At 58.2% G+C, this 16,927-nt stretch carries 20 protein-coding genes and 1 pseudogene; 8 read left to right on the top strand and 13 right to left on the bottom strand.

From position 1 onward, the window contains the following. The first annotated feature begins 60 nt into the window (after positions 1 to 60). Positions 61 to 1,224 (top strand): AAA family ATPase, encoded by a 1,164-nt coding sequence (locus tag TU76_RS22970; RefSeq protein ID WP_019828287.1) that lies wholly within the window; start codon positions 61 to 63, stop codon positions 1,222 to 1,224. A gap of 51 nt (positions 1,225 to 1,275) precedes the next feature. Here the strand turns inward: TU76_RS22970 and TU76_RS22965 are convergent, their stop codons facing one another. From TU76_RS22965 to TU76_RS22955, 3 genes are all read right to left on the bottom strand, one after another. Next, positions 1,276 to 2,058 (bottom strand): MetQ/NlpA family ABC transporter substrate-binding protein, encoded by a 783-nt coding sequence (locus TU76_RS22965; RefSeq protein WP_046808819.1) that lies wholly within the window; start codon positions 2,056 to 2,058, stop codon positions 1,276 to 1,278. Positions 2,059 to 2,295: 237 nt separating this feature from the next. Continuing rightward, positions 2,296 to 3,192, bottom strand: coding sequence for a sigma 54-interacting transcriptional regulator (locus TU76_RS22960; protein ID WP_048352557.1), 897 nt, complete (start codon positions 3,190 to 3,192; stop codon positions 2,296 to 2,298). Positions 3,193 to 3,241: 49 nt separating this feature from the next. Then, a complete protein-coding gene (locus TU76_RS22955) occupies positions 3,242 to 3,823 on the bottom strand; it encodes an alpha/beta hydrolase (RefSeq protein ID WP_048352556.1) in 582 nt (193 codons plus the stop codon). A 121-nt stretch (positions 3,824 to 3,944) separates the two neighbouring features. Between TU76_RS22955 and TU76_RS25930 the strand changes: the two genes are divergently transcribed. Continuing rightward, positions 3,945 to 4,088, top strand: coding sequence for an Mpo1-like protein (locus TU76_RS25930; RefSeq protein ID WP_403212547.1), 144 nt, complete (start codon positions 3,945 to 3,947; stop codon positions 4,086 to 4,088). A 55-nt stretch (positions 4,089 to 4,143) separates the two neighbouring features. On the opposite strand, the gene TU76_RS22950 is transcribed toward TU76_RS25930, so the two are convergent. Both TU76_RS22950 and TU76_RS22945 read right to left on the bottom strand, forming a co-directional pair. After that, complete coding sequence (locus TU76_RS22950) at positions 4,144 to 4,791, bottom strand: HAD family hydrolase (protein ID WP_019828282.1); 648 nt, start codon at positions 4,789 to 4,791, stop codon at positions 4,144 to 4,146. A gap of 22 nt (positions 4,792 to 4,813) precedes the next feature. After that, positions 4,814 to 5,362, bottom strand: coding sequence for a gamma carbonic anhydrase family protein (locus tag TU76_RS22945; RefSeq protein WP_046808824.1), 549 nt, complete (start codon positions 5,360 to 5,362; stop codon positions 4,814 to 4,816). A gap of 102 nt (positions 5,363 to 5,464) precedes the next feature. Between TU76_RS22945 and prlC the strand changes: the two genes are divergently transcribed. Beyond that, positions 5,465 to 7,516, top strand: a complete 2,052-nt coding sequence (gene prlC / locus TU76_RS22940) for an oligopeptidase A (protein ID WP_019828280.1) — start codon at positions 5,465 to 5,467, stop codon at positions 7,514 to 7,516. After that, complete coding sequence (locus tag TU76_RS22935; RefSeq protein ID WP_019828279.1) at positions 7,513 to 7,791, top strand: YheV family putative zinc ribbon protein; 279 nt, start codon at positions 7,513 to 7,515, stop codon at positions 7,789 to 7,791. The genes prlC and TU76_RS22935 overlap by 4 nt, the downstream gene beginning before the upstream one ends. Before the next feature lie 112 nt (positions 7,792 to 7,903). Here TU76_RS22935 and TU76_RS22930 read toward each other — a convergent pair whose 3' ends face one another. The 5 genes from TU76_RS22930 to oscA all read right to left on the bottom strand — a co-directional run bounded on the left by TU76_RS22930 (position 7,904) and on the right by oscA (position 11,944). Then, positions 7,904 to 8,884 (bottom strand): sulfate/molybdate ABC transporter ATP-binding protein, encoded by a 981-nt coding sequence (locus tag TU76_RS22930; RefSeq protein ID WP_019828275.1) that lies wholly within the window; start codon positions 8,882 to 8,884, stop codon positions 7,904 to 7,906. A 3-nt stretch (positions 8,885 to 8,887) separates the two neighbouring features. Beyond that, a complete protein-coding gene (gene cysW, locus TU76_RS22925) occupies positions 8,888 to 9,760 on the bottom strand; it encodes a sulfate ABC transporter permease subunit CysW (RefSeq protein WP_019828274.1) in 873 nt (290 codons plus the stop codon). 13 nt (positions 9,761 to 9,773) lie between these two features. Continuing rightward, positions 9,774 to 10,592: a sulfate ABC transporter permease subunit CysT gene (cysT, locus tag TU76_RS22920; RefSeq protein WP_019828273.1), complete on the bottom strand. Its 819-nt coding sequence runs from the start codon at positions 10,590 to 10,592 to the stop codon at positions 9,774 to 9,776. A 90-nt stretch (positions 10,593 to 10,682) separates the two neighbouring features. Then, entirely contained in the window at positions 10,683 to 11,693 is a 1,011-nt protein-coding gene (locus TU76_RS22915; RefSeq protein ID WP_019828272.1) for a sulfate ABC transporter substrate-binding protein, read from the bottom strand. Between the two features lie 68 nt (positions 11,694 to 11,761). Then, on the bottom strand, positions 11,762 to 11,944 hold the full coding sequence (gene oscA, locus TU76_RS22910) for a sulfur starvation response protein OscA (RefSeq protein WP_016782652.1): 183 nt from the start codon (positions 11,942 to 11,944) through the stop codon (positions 11,762 to 11,764). Between the two features lie 332 nt (positions 11,945 to 12,276). On the opposite strand from oscA, the gene TU76_RS22905 reads away from it, so the two are divergent. Both TU76_RS22905 and TU76_RS22900 read left to right on the top strand, forming a co-directional pair. Next, positions 12,277 to 12,525 carry a TIGR02647 family protein gene (locus tag TU76_RS22905; protein WP_019828271.1) on the top strand — a complete coding sequence of 83 codons (249 nt, stop codon included), beginning with the start codon at positions 12,277 to 12,279 and terminating at the stop codon, positions 12,523 to 12,525. A 166-nt stretch (positions 12,526 to 12,691) separates the two neighbouring features. After that, a pseudogene (locus TU76_RS22900) lies at positions 12,692 to 13,948 on the top strand (class I adenylate cyclase); the annotation flags it as partial. A gap of 93 nt (positions 13,949 to 14,041) precedes the next feature. Here the strand turns inward: TU76_RS22900 and rnk are convergent. The 3 genes from rnk to cyaY form a co-directional block, all read right to left on the bottom strand. Further along, a complete protein-coding gene (gene rnk, locus TU76_RS22895; RefSeq protein ID WP_019828269.1) occupies positions 14,042 to 14,455 on the bottom strand; it encodes a nucleoside diphosphate kinase regulator in 414 nt (137 codons plus the stop codon). Positions 14,456 to 14,759: 304 nt separating this feature from the next. Beyond that, positions 14,760 to 14,972, bottom strand: coding sequence for a DUF1289 domain-containing protein (locus TU76_RS24985; RefSeq protein ID WP_019828268.1), 213 nt, complete (start codon positions 14,970 to 14,972; stop codon positions 14,760 to 14,762). A gap of 2 nt (positions 14,973 to 14,974) precedes the next feature. Further along, on the bottom strand, positions 14,975 to 15,307 hold the full coding sequence (gene cyaY, locus TU76_RS22890; RefSeq protein ID WP_019828267.1) for an iron donor protein CyaY: 333 nt from the start codon (positions 15,305 to 15,307) through the stop codon (positions 14,975 to 14,977). A gap of 203 nt (positions 15,308 to 15,510) precedes the next feature. On the opposite strand from cyaY, the gene lptM reads away from it, so the two are divergent. Then, positions 15,511 to 15,666 (top strand): LPS translocon maturation chaperone LptM, encoded by a 156-nt coding sequence (lptM, locus tag TU76_RS24975; protein WP_019828266.1) that lies wholly within the window; start codon positions 15,511 to 15,513, stop codon positions 15,664 to 15,666. Positions 15,667 to 15,675: 9 nt separating this feature from the next. Further along, positions 15,676 to 16,923, top strand: a complete 1,248-nt coding sequence (lysA, locus tag TU76_RS22880; protein ID WP_048352554.1) for a diaminopimelate decarboxylase — start codon at positions 15,676 to 15,678, stop codon at positions 16,921 to 16,923. Positions 16,924 to 16,927 lie beyond the last annotated feature (4 nt).

Raw genomic sequence — 16,927 nt, 5'->3', positions numbered from 1 at the left:
GTGTTCAGCGTCTGTGGGACTCTATTGCCGCCTATCGGTTTCACGAAATGAGGTCATACCATGCTCACCACCCTGGCCGTGGCCAACTACCGCTCTATTAACCAGTTGGTGGTGCCCTTGGCCAGACTTAATCTGATCACGGGGCCCAATGGCAGCGGTAAATCGAATCTTTACCGTGCCCTGCGGTTATTGGCCGAAACCGCCCAGGGCGGGGTGGTGAATGCGTTGGCCCGTGAAGGGGGGCTGAGCTCGACTTTCTGGGCGGGACCTGAAGTGATCTCCCGGCGCATGAAGTTGGGCGAAGTCGATGTTCATGCCAGCGTGCGTCAGGAAACCAAGCGCCTGCGCCTTGGTTTTGCCGGAGAGGATTTCAGCTACGCCATCGCCCTGGGCTTGCCGATACCCGGACGTACGCAGTTCAACCTCGACCCTCAGATCAAGCACGAGAGCATCTGGGCAGGGCCTTTTTACCGGCCGGCCAGTGAGTTGGTCGAGCGTAAAGGCCCGCTGGTCCGCGCGCGTGATGGCCGTGACTGGCAGGTGCTGGCACAGCACACGCCGCTGTTCGACAGTCTGTTTGATCAGGTTGGCAGCATGCAGGCCTCGCCCGAAGTGTTGCAGCTGCGCGAATCGATCCGTGGCTGGCGCTTTTACGATCACTTTCGCACCGACCCGCAAGCGCCTGCGCGCCAACCGCAACTGGGCACACGCACGCCGGTGCTGCATCACGACGGCCGTGATCTGGCGGCTGCGTTGCAAACCATCATCGAGGTCGGCAACCCCGAAGCCTTACATGCCGCAATCAGCGATGCATTCCCTGGCGCCCGGTTGAAAATCGAGTGCGTGCCCGGCGGGCATTTTTATATCGAGTTTTATCAAGAGGGGCTGTTGCGCCCGTTATCGGCCGCTGAGTTATCAGACGGTACCTTGCGCTACCTGTTGCTGATTGCTGCCCTGCTCACTCCGCGCCCGCCGAGCATGATGGTGCTTAACGAACCCGAAACCAGCCTGCATCCTGACTTGCTGCCTGCGCTGGCGCGGTTGATTACCAGTGCCTCGCAACACACTCAGGTCTGGGTCGTGTCCCATGCCCGACGGCTGATTGCTGCGTTGCAGCAGGACCCTGACTGCAATTGCATCGTGCTGGAAAAAAACCTTGGCCAGACTGAAGTGGTCGGCCAGCGTCTGCTGGATCAGCCGGCCTGGTATTGGCCCGACAAATAAAAACGCCGACGCTATAAAAGCCGTCGGCGTTTTCAGTGGAGCTGTGCTTGATCAGAACGCTGGCAGCACTGCGCCTTTGTATTTTTCAGCGATAAAGGCTTTTACTTCCGGGCTGGTCAGGGCTTTGGCCAGCTTCTGGATGGCCGGGCTGTCCTTGTTGTCAGGACGGGCCACCAGGAAGTTTACGTACGGTGAATCAGCACCTTCGATGATCAGCGCGTCGGTGGCAGGGTTCAGGCCAGCTTCCAGCGCGTAGTTGGTGTTGATCATGTCCAGGTCAACCTGGTCCAGCACGCGTGGCAGCAGTGCGGACTCAAGCTCTTTGAACTTGAAGTTGTGCGGGTTCTTGGCGATGTCTTTTGGCGTGGAAACAGCGTTGGTCGGGTCTTTGAGTTCGATCAGGCCAGCCTTTTGCAACAGGATCAAAGCGCGGCCGCTGTTGCTGCCTTCATTGGGGATGGCAATGGTTGCGCCGTCTTTGAGTTCAGAAAGGCTTTTGACCTTTTTCGAGTAGCCGCCGAACGGTTCAACGTGAACACCGATCACGGTTTGCAGATTGGTGCCTTTACCTTTGTTGAAGCTTTCGAGGTAGGGCAGGGTCTGGAAGTAGTTGGCGTCCAGGTGTTTCTCGGCCACTTGCACGTTAGGTTGCACGTAGTCGGTGAACACTTTGATTTCCAGATCCACGCCTTCTTTGGCGAGGGTCGGCTTGATCAGCTCAAGGATTTCGGCGTGGGGTACTGGAGTTGCAGCCACTACCAGTTTTTCGCCAGCCTGTGCCAGGCCTGCCGTCAGAGCAGCCGCCAATGCGGTAAACAACAGAACCTTTTTCATGCAATACCCTTAAGTGTATGACCGTTCGGATGACGGTTTTCTTGGAAGACGAAGCAGACAATACCGAGATTCTTTATTCCCGAACAATAATATTTATTCAGCTTCTTATGCCATTTTGTTCGCTTGATTTTTTCCTTTCGCAGGCCTCGTGGGAGCGGGCTTGCTCGCGATTGCATCAATGCGGTGTTCCAGACAGGCCGCAGTGCTTGCATCGCGAGCAAGCCCGCTCCCACAGGGTCAGGTAAGCAGGTGTTTAATTGCCGCCAATTCCTGGGCCGTCGCGCTTTTTATAAACAGCTCTATCTGGCTCAACCCATCGGGCAGGTTCAGGTGCTCGGGCTGAATCTCCTCGCCGGTGCTGACCAGCAGCGCAAAATGAATCACGTTTTCCAGTTCCCGGGTGTTGCCCGGCCAGCTGTAACGTTCTAGTACCCGCTGCGCGCCGTCGCTGATAAAAGGTACGGGCAGATTCAGGCGCTGGCTGTAGATGCCTAAAAAGTATTCGGCCAGCGACAGGATGTCACCGGGCCGTTCGCGCAAAGCGGGCAATTCCAGCTGCCCTTCGCTGAGGTAGTGAAACAGTCGCTCGTGGAATTTGCCTGCACTGACCGCCTGCGCCAGGTCGATGCTGGTGGCCGCCACCAGTCGTACGTCTACAGGGCTGGGTTGATGGGCTCCCACGCGAGTCACTTCGTGGGTTTCCAGCGCCGCCAGCAGCTTGATTTGAATCGCCAGGGGCAAGTCGCCAATTTCGTCCAGATAGAGCGTGCCGCCATTGGCCGAGCCAAACCAGCCCGCGCGGCTGCTGGCCGAACTGTTGTGTGCTCCGGCGGCATATCCGAACAGCTCGGCGTCTGCGTAAGTGGGGCTGATCGCCCCGCAGTTGACCGACACAAACAAGCCGGTACGGTCGCTGGCGCGGTGAATGTGCCGGGCCAGCAGCTCCTTGCCGCTGCCGGTTTCACCCCGGATTAACACTGGCAGCGCGCGGGGCGCCAACAGTTCCAGATCGTTGCGTAATTTGCGTGAACGAGGGTCGACAAACACCAGCGCCTTGGCGCGAATGCTCAGCGGGCTTTTTTCCGCGTCGGGAAAGGTCAGCAATGGCTGGCCAAAGGTTTCATGCAGGCTCATGACAGGCTCCCACCCGCAGCCTATGGGTGGGCGCGGGCGTTACAGAAATTCATGCGCGGCGCAGGGCACCGTGCTCGATGCGGGTTTGCAGGCGGTATAAAAAGGCGAAGCCTTGCTCCCAGCGCTGGTGTCCGGACTTAACGTTGATATGCCCTGCGCCGCTGATAACGCCAATTTCGGCGCCCCACTGGCGGGCAAACTCCATTGCCCGTGGCGCACTCACCGCCGAATCGTTATCCGAGGTGACAATCTGGCTCGGGAACGGCAAAGGCAGGCTCGGGATAGGGGCAAAGTTGCGCAAGGCGGGCGCACAGGCTGGACGTTCGACATCGGCCGGGGCCACCAGCAACGCGCCGCGGACTTGGCCCAGCAGGCTTTCTGGCGCACGCTCGGCCCAATGGGCTACGGTGATGCAACCCAGGCTGTGGGCGATCAGAATCACGGGGGTGCTGTCAGCGGCAATGGCTTCGGCCAAGGCGGCAATCCAGTCTTCGCGCCGAGGCGTCAGCCAGTCGGCCTGCTCCACCCGGGCACTGTTCGGTAAGCTGTTTTGCCAGTGGGTTTGCCAATGATCGTCGGACGAACCTTGCCAGCCCGGCACTATCAAATAGCGAATCGAATCGTTGCCCATGGGTGTGCGCCTCCAGCGGTATGTGTGTTACCGAGTCAGTATAGGGACGGTTTTTAGATTCGCTAAGGAATAAGAAGCTATTTGTTTATAACTAAAAATAATAAATTGAGGGTTCTGCACCCTGAAAAGCCTGGTCGACCATCTGAGCCAGTACGCGGCCTATCACCGTGATCCGCACACTATCGTCACCCATTTCGTGGGTATCGGTCTGGAAATCGGTGTGGGAGCGAGCCTGCTCGCGATTCAGACGGCGCGGTTTGTCTGAACGACCGCGCTGATGCCTTCGCCAGCAGGCTGGCTCCCACAAGGGATATATCAGCTTATTTTCTGAATGCCTGATGCAACTGCGCCAGCGTCTCAAAGTGGTACTTGGGTGCAAACGAATTAAGTTCTTCGAAGCTGCCAAACCCATAACCCACGGCAGCTGCGTCCATGCCATTGTCACGAGCACCGATCAGGTCGTGCTTGCGGTCACCGATCATCAGGGTCTGCGCCGGGTCCAGCCCTTCAGTCGTCACCAGGTGGTTGATCAGCTCGACCTTGTTGGTGCGGGTGCCATCCAGTTCGCTGCCGTAAATCACTTTGAAGTGCTTGGCGAAATCAAAATGACGGGCGATTTCACGGGCATAAACATGGGGTTTCGAGGTGGCGATATACAGTTGGCGACCCTGTGCCACCAGCTCTTCGAGCAGCGGTGTTACACCTTCGAAGACTTCGTTTTCATACAGCCCGGTCACGGCGAAACGCTCGCGGTAGAAGCCCATTGCTTCCCAGGCTTTTGCCTCGTCAAAGCCATAGGTGGCCATGAACTGTTGCAGCAACGGCGGGCCGATAAAGTGCTCAAGCCGGGTCAGGTCAGGTTCATCAATGCCCAGTTTGCTCAGGCCGAACTGGATCGAGCGGGTGATGCCTTCCCGTGGGTCGGTCAGCGTGCCGTCAAGGTCGAACAATACGTTTTGGTAATGCATGGAAACTTCCTGAAAAGTGAGCTTAAACCGGCTGGTCGTAGCCTTCGGCCAAGTGCTGGTCCTTGAGTTTTACGTAATTGCCGGCGCTGTAGGTGAAGAAGGCTTTTTCTTTTTCGGTCAGCTCGCGCACCTGTTTGACCGGGCTGCCCACATAAAGAAAGCCGCTTGCCAGGCGCTTGCCCGGGGGCACCAGACTGCCTGCGCCAACGATCACGTCGTCTTCAATAATGGCGCCGTCCATCACGATGCTGCCCATGCCGATCAGGATGCGATTGCCCACGTGACACCCGTGCAGCATGACTTTGTGGGCGATGGTCACGTCGTCGCCGATCAACAGCGGGAACCCGTCGGGGTTGAAGGGGCCTGCGTGGGTGATGTGGAGCACGCAGGCGTCCTGCACGCTGGTGCGGGCGCCGATGCGGATGCGGTGCATGTCGCCGCGAATCACGGTCAGCGGCCAGATAGAACTGTCGGCGCCGATCTCGACGTCACCGATCACCACTGCCGAGCGGTCAACAAAGGCGCGCTCGCCCAGAGTCGGTGTGTGCTGCTGGAACGGACGAATGGACACGAATAGCTTCCTTCTTTAGCAGTGATAGCGGGGCTGATTGCTGCGCAGTGCGTCGATTGTAATTAAGATGGCCCAATGTTTCTTCAAGCCAAGGTGCCAAACGTGAGCGAGAACAACCCTCTTTTGCAGCCCTACGACCTGCCGCCGTTCTCGGCGATCCGTCCTGAGCACGTACAGCCGGCCATCGAGCAGATCCTCGCCGACAACCGCGCCGGCATTCAAGCCATCCTCAAGGACCAGGGCCAGAACCCTACATGGGCTGGGCTGGTATTGGCGATGGATGAGCTGAACGACCGACTGGGCGCGGCCTGGAGCCCGGTCAGCCATCTTAATGCGGTGTGCAACAGCAGTGAACTGCGTGAAGCCTATGAGGCCTGCTTGCCTGCCTTGAGCGCCTATTCCACCGAGATGGGTCAGAACCGCGAACTGTTCCAGGCCTTCGAAGCCCTGGCCCACAGCCCGCAAGTGGCTGGTTTCGACCAGGCGCAAAAAACCATTCTTGAGCACTCGCTGCGTGACTTCCGCCTGTCGGGTATTGACCTGCCGGAGGCTGAGCAAAAGCGTTACGCCGAAGTCCAGAGCAAACTGTCGGAGCTGGGCAGCAAGTTCTCCAATCAGCTGCTGGACGCGACGCAGGCCTGGACCAAGCACATCACCGACGAAGCCGCACTGGCGGGCCTGACCGATTCGGCCAAGGCGCAAATGGCCGCTGCTGCACAGGCCAAAGGTCTGGATGGCTGGCTGATCAGCCTGGAGTTTCCGAGCTACTTCCCGGTCATGACCTACGCCCAGGATCGCGCCCTGCGCGAAGAAGTCTATGCCGCGTACTGCACTCGCGCGTCGGATCAGGGCCCGAATGCCGGCAAGTTCGACAACGGTCCGGTGATGGAAGAAATCCTCGACCTGCGTCAGGAACTGGCCAAGTTGTTGGGTTTTGGCAGCTTTGCTGAGCTGAGCCTGGCCACCAAAATGGCCGAAACCCCGGATCAGGTACTGACCTTCCTGCGCGATCTGGCCAAGCGCAGCAAGCCATTTGCAGCCCGCGACCTGGAACAGCTGCAAGCCTACGCCACCGAGCAAGGCACCCCGGAACTGAAAAGCTGGGACACAGGTTTCTTCGGCGAGAAGCTGCGTGAACAGCGCTACAGCGTGTCGCAAGAAGCACTGCGTGCTTACTTCCCGATCGACAAAGTACTGGGCGGCCTGTTTGCCATTGTGCAGAAGTTGTACGGGATCGAAATCGCCGAAATCAAAGGCTTCGATACTTGGCACCCGGACGTGCGCCTGTTCGAAATCAAGGAAAACGGCCAGCACATCGGGCGCTTCTTCTTTGACCTCTATGCCCGCGCCAACAAACGTGGCGGTGCGTGGATGGATGGCGCCCGCGATCGTCGTCGCACGGCAGCCGGCACGCTGCAAAGCCCGGTGGCCAACCTGGTGTGCAACTTCACCCCGGCCGTTTCAGGCAAGCCTGCGCTGCTGACCCACGACGAAGTCACCACCCTGTTCCACGAATTCGGTCACGGCTTGCACCACATGCTGACCGAAATCGAACACGCGGGCGTGTCCGGCATCAACGGCGTGGCTTGGGATGCTGTCGAGTTGCCGAGCCAGTTCATGGAAAACTGGTGCTGGGAGCCTGAAGGCCTGGCGCTGATTTCCAGCCACTACGAAACCGGCGAAGCACTGCCAAAAGACCTGCTGGACAAGATGCTCGCGGCCAAGAATTTCCAGTCCGGGCTGATGATGGTTCGCCAGCTGGAATTCTCCCTGTTCGACTTCGAGCTGCACGCCACACACGGTGACGGTCGCAGCGTGGCGCAGGTGCTGGACGGCATCCGCGATGAGGTATCGGTCATGCGTCCACCGGCGTACAACCGCTTCCCTAACAGCTTTGCGCATATTTTCGCGGGCGGTTACGCCGCGGGTTACTACAGCTACAAGTGGGCTGAAGTGCTGTCGGCGGATGCGTTCTCGCGCTTTGAAGAAGAAGGCGTGTTCAACCCGCACACCGGCAAGGCATTCCGTCAGGCGATTCTGGCCCGTGGCGGCTCGAAGGCTCCCATGGAGTTGTTCAAGGACTTCCGTGGGCGTGAGCCGTCGATTGACGCACTGCTGCGCCACAGCGGCCTGACTGAGGATTCGGCGGCATGAGCGATGCACCTGTGAATGTGACCAAAAAACGCTTTATCGCCGGGGCTGTCTGCCCGGCGTGCAGCGAGCCCGACAAGTTGATGATGTGGAACGAAGACGAAGTGCCGCACCGCGAATGTGTGGCCTGCGGTTATTCGGATACGTTGAATGAGCAAGGTTTGTCGGTGCCCAAGGAATTGGGTACGCGGGTCAATGTTTCTGCGTTGAAAAAAGCACCGGATCCTAAAGTGCAGGCGGTGCAGTTTTTTCCGAATCCGAAGCTGAAAAAGCCTTAGATCCACTCTGAAACTGTGGGAGCGGGCTTGCTCGCGATGCAACCGACGCGGTTTATCTTGAAACCACGTTGCCGCCATCGCGAGCAAGCCCGCTCCCACAAGGGCAGTGGGCTTACGCCTTTTGCCACACCTTCGGCTTGAAGAACAACGTCTCGCCGCGCGCCAGATCGGTCAGGCTGTCGTGGTCCTTGACCACTTCAACTTCGATTAACTCGCTTTGCCCTTCAACTTTCAATGTCACCCGGGTGGTCGCGCCCAATGGGCGAATATCGCGTACCTGCGCGGCATGGTGGTCTTCGATCTCGTGACGCGACAACGACACTTCGTGCGGACGGAACAGCAGGTGCTGATCTTCGCCGATGTGCAGACGATTGGAGTCGCCCAGGAAGTGGTAAACAAAATCGCTGGCCGGGTTTTCATAGACTTCGCCCGGTGAGCCGATCTGCTCGATCACACCCTTGTTCATCACCACGATACGATCGGCCACTTCCATGGCCTCTTCCTGGTCGTGAGTCACGAATACCGAGGTCAGGTTGATGTCTTCGTGCAGGCGCGCCAACCAGCGGCGCAGCTCTTTACGAACCTTGGCATCCAGCGCGCCGAACGGTTCGTCCAGCAACAGCACTTTTGGCTCTACCGCCAAGGCGCGAGCCAGGGCGATACGCTGGCGCTGGCCGCCAGAGAGCTGCTCCGGGTAGCGATCCGATAACCAGTCCAGTTGCACCATGTTCAGCAGCTCATGGACTTTTTCAGCAATGCGGGTTTCGTTCGGACGTTCTTTTTTCGGTTTCATGCGCAGGCCGAAAGCCACGTTGTCGAACACTGTCATGTGGCGGAACAACGCGTAATGCTGGAACACAAAGCCGACGTTGCGATCACGCACGTCGTGCCCCGAGACATCTTCACCGTGGAACACGATGTTGCCTTCGTCGGGGGTTTCCAGGCCTGCGATGATGCGCAGCAAGGTGGTTTTGCCGCAGCCCGACGGGCCGAGCAGGGCCACCAGTTCGCCGCTGTGGATATCCAGATTGATGCTGTCCAGCGCCTTGAAGGCGTTGAAGTTCTTGCTGACGTTACGGACTTCGATCGACATGGTTTATTCCTCCGCGGCGCTGGCGCGCAGGCGGTTAATACGGGATTCGCTCCACTGCTTAAGCAGCAGGATGAAGAGCGCCATAATCAGCAACAGGGTCGCCACTGCGAAGGCGGCAACGTGGTTGTATTCGTTGTAGAGGATCTCGACGTGCAACGGCAGCGTGTTGGTCACCCCGCGAATGTGCCCGGAAACCACCGATACCGCACCGAACTCACCCATCGCCCGCGCTGTACACAGCACCACGCCGTAGATCAGGCCCCATTTGATATTGGGTACGGTTACGTGCCAGAACATCTGCCAGCCGTTGGCCCCCAGCAGGCGTGCGGCTTCTTCTTCCTGGGTGCCCTGTTCCTGCATCAGCGGGATCAGTTCACGGGCCACAAACGGCACGGTGACGAAGATGGTTGCCAGCACGATACCCGGCAAGGCGAAGACGATCTGGATGTCATGCTCCTGCAACCACGGGCCCAGGAAGCCTTGCGCGCCGAACATAAGCACGTAGACCAGACCGGCGATTACCGGCGAGACCGAAAACGGCAGGTCGATCAGGGTGACCAGGATGCTCTTGCCGCGAAAGCTGTACTTGCTTACGCACCAGGCCGCGCTGACGCCGAATACCACGTTCAGCGGCACCGAAATCACCACCGCAATGATGGTCAGCTTCAGGGCCGACAGGGCGTCGGGCTCGATGATGGCGTCGACGAAGGTACCGACTCCCATTTTCAAACCCTGGGACACCACGATCAGCAGTGGCAGCAGCAAAAACAGGGTGAAAAACAACCAGCCGAAGCCGATCAGCAGACGTCGCGACGTCGGGCTGCCACGGCGGGCGGCGTTGGCCACGGATGAGGCGCTTTGTGTTGAACTGGACATGGTCAGGCCTCCTTCACGGTTTTTCGATGCGGCGCTGAATCAAGTTGATGATCAGCAGCAAAATGAAGGAAACCACCAGCATCATCACGCCGATGGCCGTGGCGCCGGTGTAGTCGTACTGGTCCAGCTTGACCATGATCAGCAACGGCAGGATTTCGGTTTTGAACGGCATGTTGCCGGCGATGAAAATCACCGATCCGTACTCACCGACACCGCGGGCAAACGCCAGGGCAAAGCCGGTCAGCCAAGCGGGCAGCAGGGCTGGCACCAGAATGTAGCGGAACACTTGCAGTGGCTTGGCGCCCAGGCAGGCAGCAGCTTCTTCGATTTCTCGCGGGATATCGGCCAGTACCGGCTGCACCGTTCGCACAACAAACGGCAGAGTGACGAAGGTCAGTGCCAGGGTGATACCCATCGGGGTGTAGGCGATCTTGAAGCCCAGGTCGGTGGCGAACTGGCCGATCCAGCCGTTGGGGGCGTACAGGGCCGTCAGTGCGATACCGGCTACGGCGGTTGGCAGGGCAAACGGCAGGTCGATCATGGCGTCGATGACCTTGCGTCCCGGAAAGGTGTAACGCACCAGCACCCAGGCCAGCACGGTACCAATGATGCCGTTGATGATTGCAGCGACGAAAGCGGTGCCAAAGCTCAGTTGCAGCGCAGCCAGCACCCGCGGAGCGGTGACGATGGCCCAGAACTGGTCCCAGGTCAGTTGAGCGGCATGCACGAACATCGCCGCCAGTGGAATGAGCACAATCAGGCTGAGGTACACCAAGGTGTAGCCCAGCGTCAGCCCGAAGCCGGGTATGACGGGGGAGATACGACGCGACATAAAAGTCCTTGGGTTAACGCACGAGGCCCGCAACCAATTGCGGGCCTGATGTTCTAGCTTTAAGCGTGGCTCAGAGGCCCGCCCCGCAGGTTATTGCGCCTGGTAAATCTGGTCGAACACGCCGCCGTCATTAAAAAATTTCGGCTGCGCAGTCTTCCAGCCACCGAAGTCTTTGTCGATAGTCACAAGCTCCAGTTTCGGAAACTGTTGTGCGTATTTGGCAGCGACTGCCGCGTCACGGGGGCGGTAGAAATTCTTCGCCGCAATTTCCTGGCCGGCTGGGCTGTACAGGTGCTCCAGGTAGGCTTTGGCGATTTCGGAGTTGCCTTTTTTCTCGGCATTTTTATCGACTACAGCCACCGGAGGCTCGGCCAGAATCGACAGCGAAGGCACGACGATATCGAACTTGTCATTACCACCGTCTTCCTTGAGTGCCAGGAACGCTTCGTTCTCCCAGGCCAGCAACACGTCGCCCTGACCGTTGTTGACGAAGGTAATGGTCGAGCCGCGTGCGCCGGTGTCCAGCACGGGTACGTGTTTGAACAGCTCTTTTACGTATTCTTTGGCTTTTTCCTCGTTACCACCGTTGGCTTTAAGGCCGTAGGCGTATGCCGCGAGGAAGTTCCAGCGAGCACCGCCGCTGGTTTTAGGGTTCGGAGTAATCACCGACACGCCGTCTTTGGTCAGGTCGCCCCAGTCCTTGATCCCTTTAGGATTACCCTTGCGTACCAGGAACACGATGGTCGAGGTATACGGGGTGCTGGCGTCAGGCAGGCGGGTTTGCCAGTTTTCCGGCAGGGTTTTGCCCAGTTTGGCGACTTCATCGATGTCACCGGCCAGCGCCAGGGTGACCACGTCAGCGCGCAGACCATCAATTACGCCGCGAGCCTGTTTGCCCGAGCCACCGTGGGATTGCTGGATTTTGACGTTGTCGCCGGGGTGGCTGGCTTTCCAGAAGTGGGTGAATTCGGTGTTGTAATCCTGGTACAGCTCGCGAGTCGGATCGTAGGAAACGTTGAGCAATTCATAATCTTTGGCCACAGCGGAGCCAGCAAAAATGGCACTGGCCAGCGCGGCCAAAGCGTAACGGCGTAGGGACATAGGTGAGGCTCCAAAGCTTTTTCTAGTTTTTTTATGAGGCGCACTCGCGTGAATGCGCTTTCTATTGATCAGGCGTTTTTTTGACTCGGGTTTTGCAGACGGAATTTTTCTTTACGTTCGATCTGAACCACTTGAGCGTTGTGCACAGTGATTTCAACAGCACCAAAGCGCAGGTCTCGCAGCGCGCTCTGGATTTCCCGAAGGATGGTTGCTTCGTCCTGGCCGTCAACGCTACGCAGAGATGCGCTCATGGTGCTGCTCCTGAAAATATGGGTGCCGACAGGGATGCTGGCGTAGGGCAATAGTAGTGAGGCGCGGATATTCTTAAAAATACTATTTAAGAATGTTTATATAACTGAAAAGTCATACCGGGCCCGCAGCCAGCAAAACCCTGTAGATACTTTGTTGCCGGGCAGCTATCCCCAGTGAGAGCGAGCCTGCTCCCTCTCACAGTTGGACTACACTCCAAATGCTCTATCGCGACAGGCTGTTTTATAAAGGTAGGAACTGCCACTGGACAGTCAGTGTCAGTGCGATCACCTTAGAGCGGCTGTCGTCTTTTCCTGCATAGTCTGGAGTCTTTATGTCGTTTACCCCTGAGCTGGTTGCCGAACTGGAAGTCCTTGCACTGTTTGACCTGGAAAGTACCCTTGAGGGCCTGAAGATCCATCAACATGCGGCACCCGAAAAAGTGGCTGCTGCACGCCGTCTGTATGACAAGAAGCTGATTGATCAACCCGATGGCGGTTACCTGACCAGTCTGGGCCGTGATGCTGCTCAGAGTGTTCAAGTACTGCTGACCATCCTTGTAGAGTCCAAAGAAATCGCCTGACGCCACGCCGCGCCCTCGGGATCTGAACGTTCAATGATTCCGCGGGCACATTTTTCCCCGCAGTAAAAATCTGAGCTCAAAAGCGCAATCCTCCTGAGTCTTTCCCACGGCTGGCTGTAGACTCCCACTCCCTATTGGTCTTGTGGCGAGCCGGTCTGAGCGTGAAATGACGAGCCCTCCTGAAACACTTCCCGTGCTGAGCGATGGAATCGAGCGACAGACTCTCCAGCAACTTCGTGGCCGGTTTCTTGCCGTCAATCAGGGCCGCATGGGTCGTGCGATGGAAGGCCTGGCACCCGGCCAGCAATCGCTGCTGAGGCTGTTGGCGCTGTTCTTTCATGTGAATCACCCGCTGTTGCCCGGCTATGTTTCGGCCTGTACCCCGGCGGGGGTGACGGGCTATGAACCTGACGCCCCCACTCTTGCTGCAGCGCAGCAATTGATACGGGGTTTTGCGTGCAGCATGGGCAGCGCCTGCGCTTCAGAGCCGATTCATGGGCTTTTTTTGATGGGCAGCCTTGGCACTTTGGCCCAGACCGATCAAAGCGATATGGATGTTTGGATTTGCCTGGGCCCGGACTTGAGCGATGTGGCATTGGCGGCGTTACGCAAAAAATGTCGACGGCTGGAGGTTTGGGCGGCAAGCCAGGGGGTTGAAGCGCATTTCTTCTTGATTGATGCGCAGCGTTTTGCGCAGGGCGAATGTGTATCTCAGCCGAGCCACGGCGACAGTGCCAAACCTCGCAACACGCTGTTGCTCGATGAGTTTTATCGCACTGCGATCTGGCTTGCTGGGCGTACGCCGATGTGGTGGTGGGTGCCGGCGCATGAAGAGGCCCGGTACGCCGAATTTGCTCAAGGGCTGTTGGCCAATGACGTTGTTGGGTGCGATGAAACCATCGATCTCGGGCACCTGGCGCAGATTGCCCCCGGCGAATTTCTGGGCGCCGGGTTATGGCAATTGTTCAAGGGCATTGAGTCGCCGTACAAGTCATTGCTCAAGCTGTTGCTGGTGGAGGTGTACGCCAGCGAGCACCCACGAGTGAACTGCCTGAGCCTGAGTTTCAAGCAGACGGTGTACGCCAATCGGCTCGACCTGGATGAACTGGACCCTTACGTGGTGGTGTATCGGAGGATCGAGCAGTACCTGCAGGGGCGCGGCGAGTTGCAACGTCTGGAACTGGTTCGCCGCAGCCTGTACCTGAAGGTAGGTCACAAATTGAGCGGTAGCGAGACGGGTATGCAGTGGCAGCGCCGCTTGCTGCAGCGACTGACTCGCGAGTGGGGCTGGAATGAGCAGCACCTGGCAATGCTCGACAATCGTTCCCGATGGGAGGCGCAGCAGGTCAGCCATGAGCTCCGGGCATTGGCCCGTGAGCTGAGTGTCAGCTACCGGTCTTTGAGTCAGCTTGCTCGCGATGAGCCAGTACCTGCGTGGTAACGGTGCTGGGGCAGCGCCGCGAAACCGAGCGCTACCGCTGTGACATGACTGATCCGGATGGGGTGCTAAAAGGACTTAAGCGCTGAAATCGCTTGCGGCTTTTGGCTGGTACTCAACTTCAAGCAGTTCCAGCTTCAGGGTCTTGCCACCCGGGGCTGGCCAGTTGATGTGTTGACCGACCTGCAGACCCAGCAGCGCGCTGCCGACAGGGGCCAGAATCGAAATCTTGCCTTCGTCGGCGTTGGCGTCTTTTGGGTACACCAGCGTCAGGCGGTAGTCCTTGCCACTGCTTTCTTCGCGGCAGTGCACGCGCGAATTCATGGTCACAACACCAGCAGGCACTTCTTCGTGGCCAACGATGGTTTCGGCGCGATCGAGTTCGGCTTGTAGTGCCTCAATGCCAGGAGTCGTTTCTGGCAAGCTGTCGATGAGTTGCTCCAGACGCTGTACGTCCAGGCGGGTGAGTATGAGTGGGGTTGGGGTGCTCATGACCTGGCAGACTCCTTTTTTCTGCACGGAAAAGCAAAACCCCGCCGGAATATGGCGGGGTTTTGACGAACCTCGTTAGTGCGAGGCGTACCCGGACACTACCACAGCAAAATAAATACACAAGCCGGGTGGGGTTTTGCTGTTTGCCCCGGAGCTGATTGCAACTGGCGATTATTCGTAGCAGCTGCCGCAGGCTGCGATCGGCGACGCAGTCGGCGTAAAGTCAGGTTGCGCGGTGTGTCAGTTAAGCAAAGGACTCAGGTTTTACGATTGCTGCACAATCGGACGCAGCCTGCGGCAGCTGCTACGGGAGCATTTGCCGCAGTTGAGCCTGTTCACAAATTACCCGGCGCCGCTGGTCGTCTGCCGAGCGCCATTCGCGAATATCTTCGACGTGGCGAAAACAGCCCAGGCAGACTTTGTGTTCATCCAGCCGACAGGTGCTAATACAGGGGGACGGCACTGCCGGACTGACGTTGCTGTAGAGCGGTTTTGCAGGTTTAGCAGAAGCGGTCACTGTCAGATCTCTTCAAATTCCAGCTCGGCTCCAGCGTGTTCCAGTGTCAGGCGCTGGACCATTTCGCTGAGCAGTTCGTCGGTTTTATCGCACTTCCACGAGCTGCGCTTTTCATCGTAGTCGAAGTGGAAACCGCCGCTGGGAGCAGCCAGCCAGAGCTGTAGCACTGGCGCCTGACGGCTGAAGATCAGGGCTTTGCCATTCTCGAACTTGATCGTCAGGATTCCCGCGGAATTTTCCACATCTACATCCAGATCACAGTCGTCGAAGATGTCTTCCAGATTTTCCTGGGTGGCATCGACCAGATCGTGAAAACGGGCTTCAGTCAAACTCATGGTGGAACCTCGTAATATCTAGTCATGCTCGGAGCTCGCAAGATACGGGCGCTCCAGGCCGATTGCAAACCCCATGACAGCCTTGTGCCCGCCACCACTGATCATCCAGACAGGGCGTCACGCTCGGCCGCTCTGTTGCATAGGCAAGCTGGTGGGTGCTCGGTATACTCGGGCGCAATTAATGCTTTTCAAAGGATTTCGCCATGAAGCGCCTGATCTCTTCTATTGCTGCGCTCGTCGCGGTCGCCTGCCTTGTTTCTGCCTGTGGTCAAAAAGGACCGCTGTATCTACCCGATGACAGCAAATCCCCTGAAGACCAAGCGAAGTCGTCGCAATCGCAATCGCACAAGCACCAATAAGGGAACACCATGGACGCTTTTAATTACCGGGACGGCGAGCTGTTCGCCGAAGGTGTTGCGCTGACGGCCATTGCCGAACGTTTTGGCACGCCGACTTACGTTTATTCCCGGGCGCACATCGAAGCGCAATACAACGCTTACGCCGATGCCCTGAACGGCACGCCACACCTGGTGTGTTTCGCAGTCAAGGCCAACTCCAACCTGGGTGTGCTCAATGTCCTGGCGCGTCTGGGCGCCGGTTTTGACATCGTGTCCCGTGGCGAGCTGGAGCGTGTACTGGCCGCTGGCGGCTCGGCCGACAAGATCGTGTTTTCAGGTGTAGGCAAGACCCGTGATGACATGCGTCGCGCCCTGGAAGTCGGCGTGCACTGTTTCAACGTCGAGTCCACAGACGAGCTGGAGCGCCTGCAGGTTGTGGCCGCCGAAATGGGTGTTCGTGCACCGATTTCGCTGCGCGTGAACCCGGACGTTGATGCGGGCACGCACCCGTACATCTCCACCGGCCTCAAAGAAAACAAGTTCGGTATCGCCATCGCTGACGCCGAAGATGTCTACATCCGTGCTGCGCAGTTGCCTAACCTGGAAGTGGTCGGCGTCGATTGCCATATCGGCTCGCAACTGACCACCCTCGAGCCCTTTATCGATGCTCTTGATCGCCTGTTGGCGCTGATCGATCGTTTGAGCGATTGCGGCATCTACCTGCGCCACATCGACCTGGGTGGTGGCCTGGGCGTGCGTTATCGAGATGAAGAGCCACCTCTGGCTGGCGATTACATCAAGGCCGTGCGTGAGCGCATCGAAGGGCGTGACCTGGCGCTGGTGTTCGAACCGGGCCGCTTCATCGTGGCCAACGCGGGCGTGCTGCTGACTCAGGTCGAGTACCTCAAGCATACCGAGCACAAAGACTTTGCCATTGTCGATGCGGCAATGAACGACCTGATTCGTCCGGCGCTGTACCAGGCCTGGATGGACGTGACCGCGGTTCGCCCGCGTGACACCGAGGCTCGTCTTTACGACATCGTCGGTCCGATCTGCGAAACCGGCGACTTCCTGGCCAAGGACCGCTCACTGGCACTGGCTGAAGGCGACCTGCTGGCTGTGCATTCGGCCGGTGCTTATGGTTTTGTCATGAGCTCGAACTACAACACCCGTGGCCGCGCCGCCGAAGTTCTGGTGGATGGTGATCAGGCGTTTGAAGTACGTCGTCGCGAGACCGTAGCCGAGTTGTTTGCTGGCGAAAGCCTGCTGGCGGAGTGAACCC

The sequence above is a fragment of the Pseudomonas psychrophila genome, from assembly GCF_001043005.1.
GTDB lineage: Bacteria > Pseudomonadota > Gammaproteobacteria > Pseudomonadales > Pseudomonadaceae > Aquipseudomonas > Aquipseudomonas psychrophila.
The sequence above is the reverse complement of the archived record's forward strand: the minus strand, read 5'-3'. Positions and strand labels throughout refer to the sequence as shown.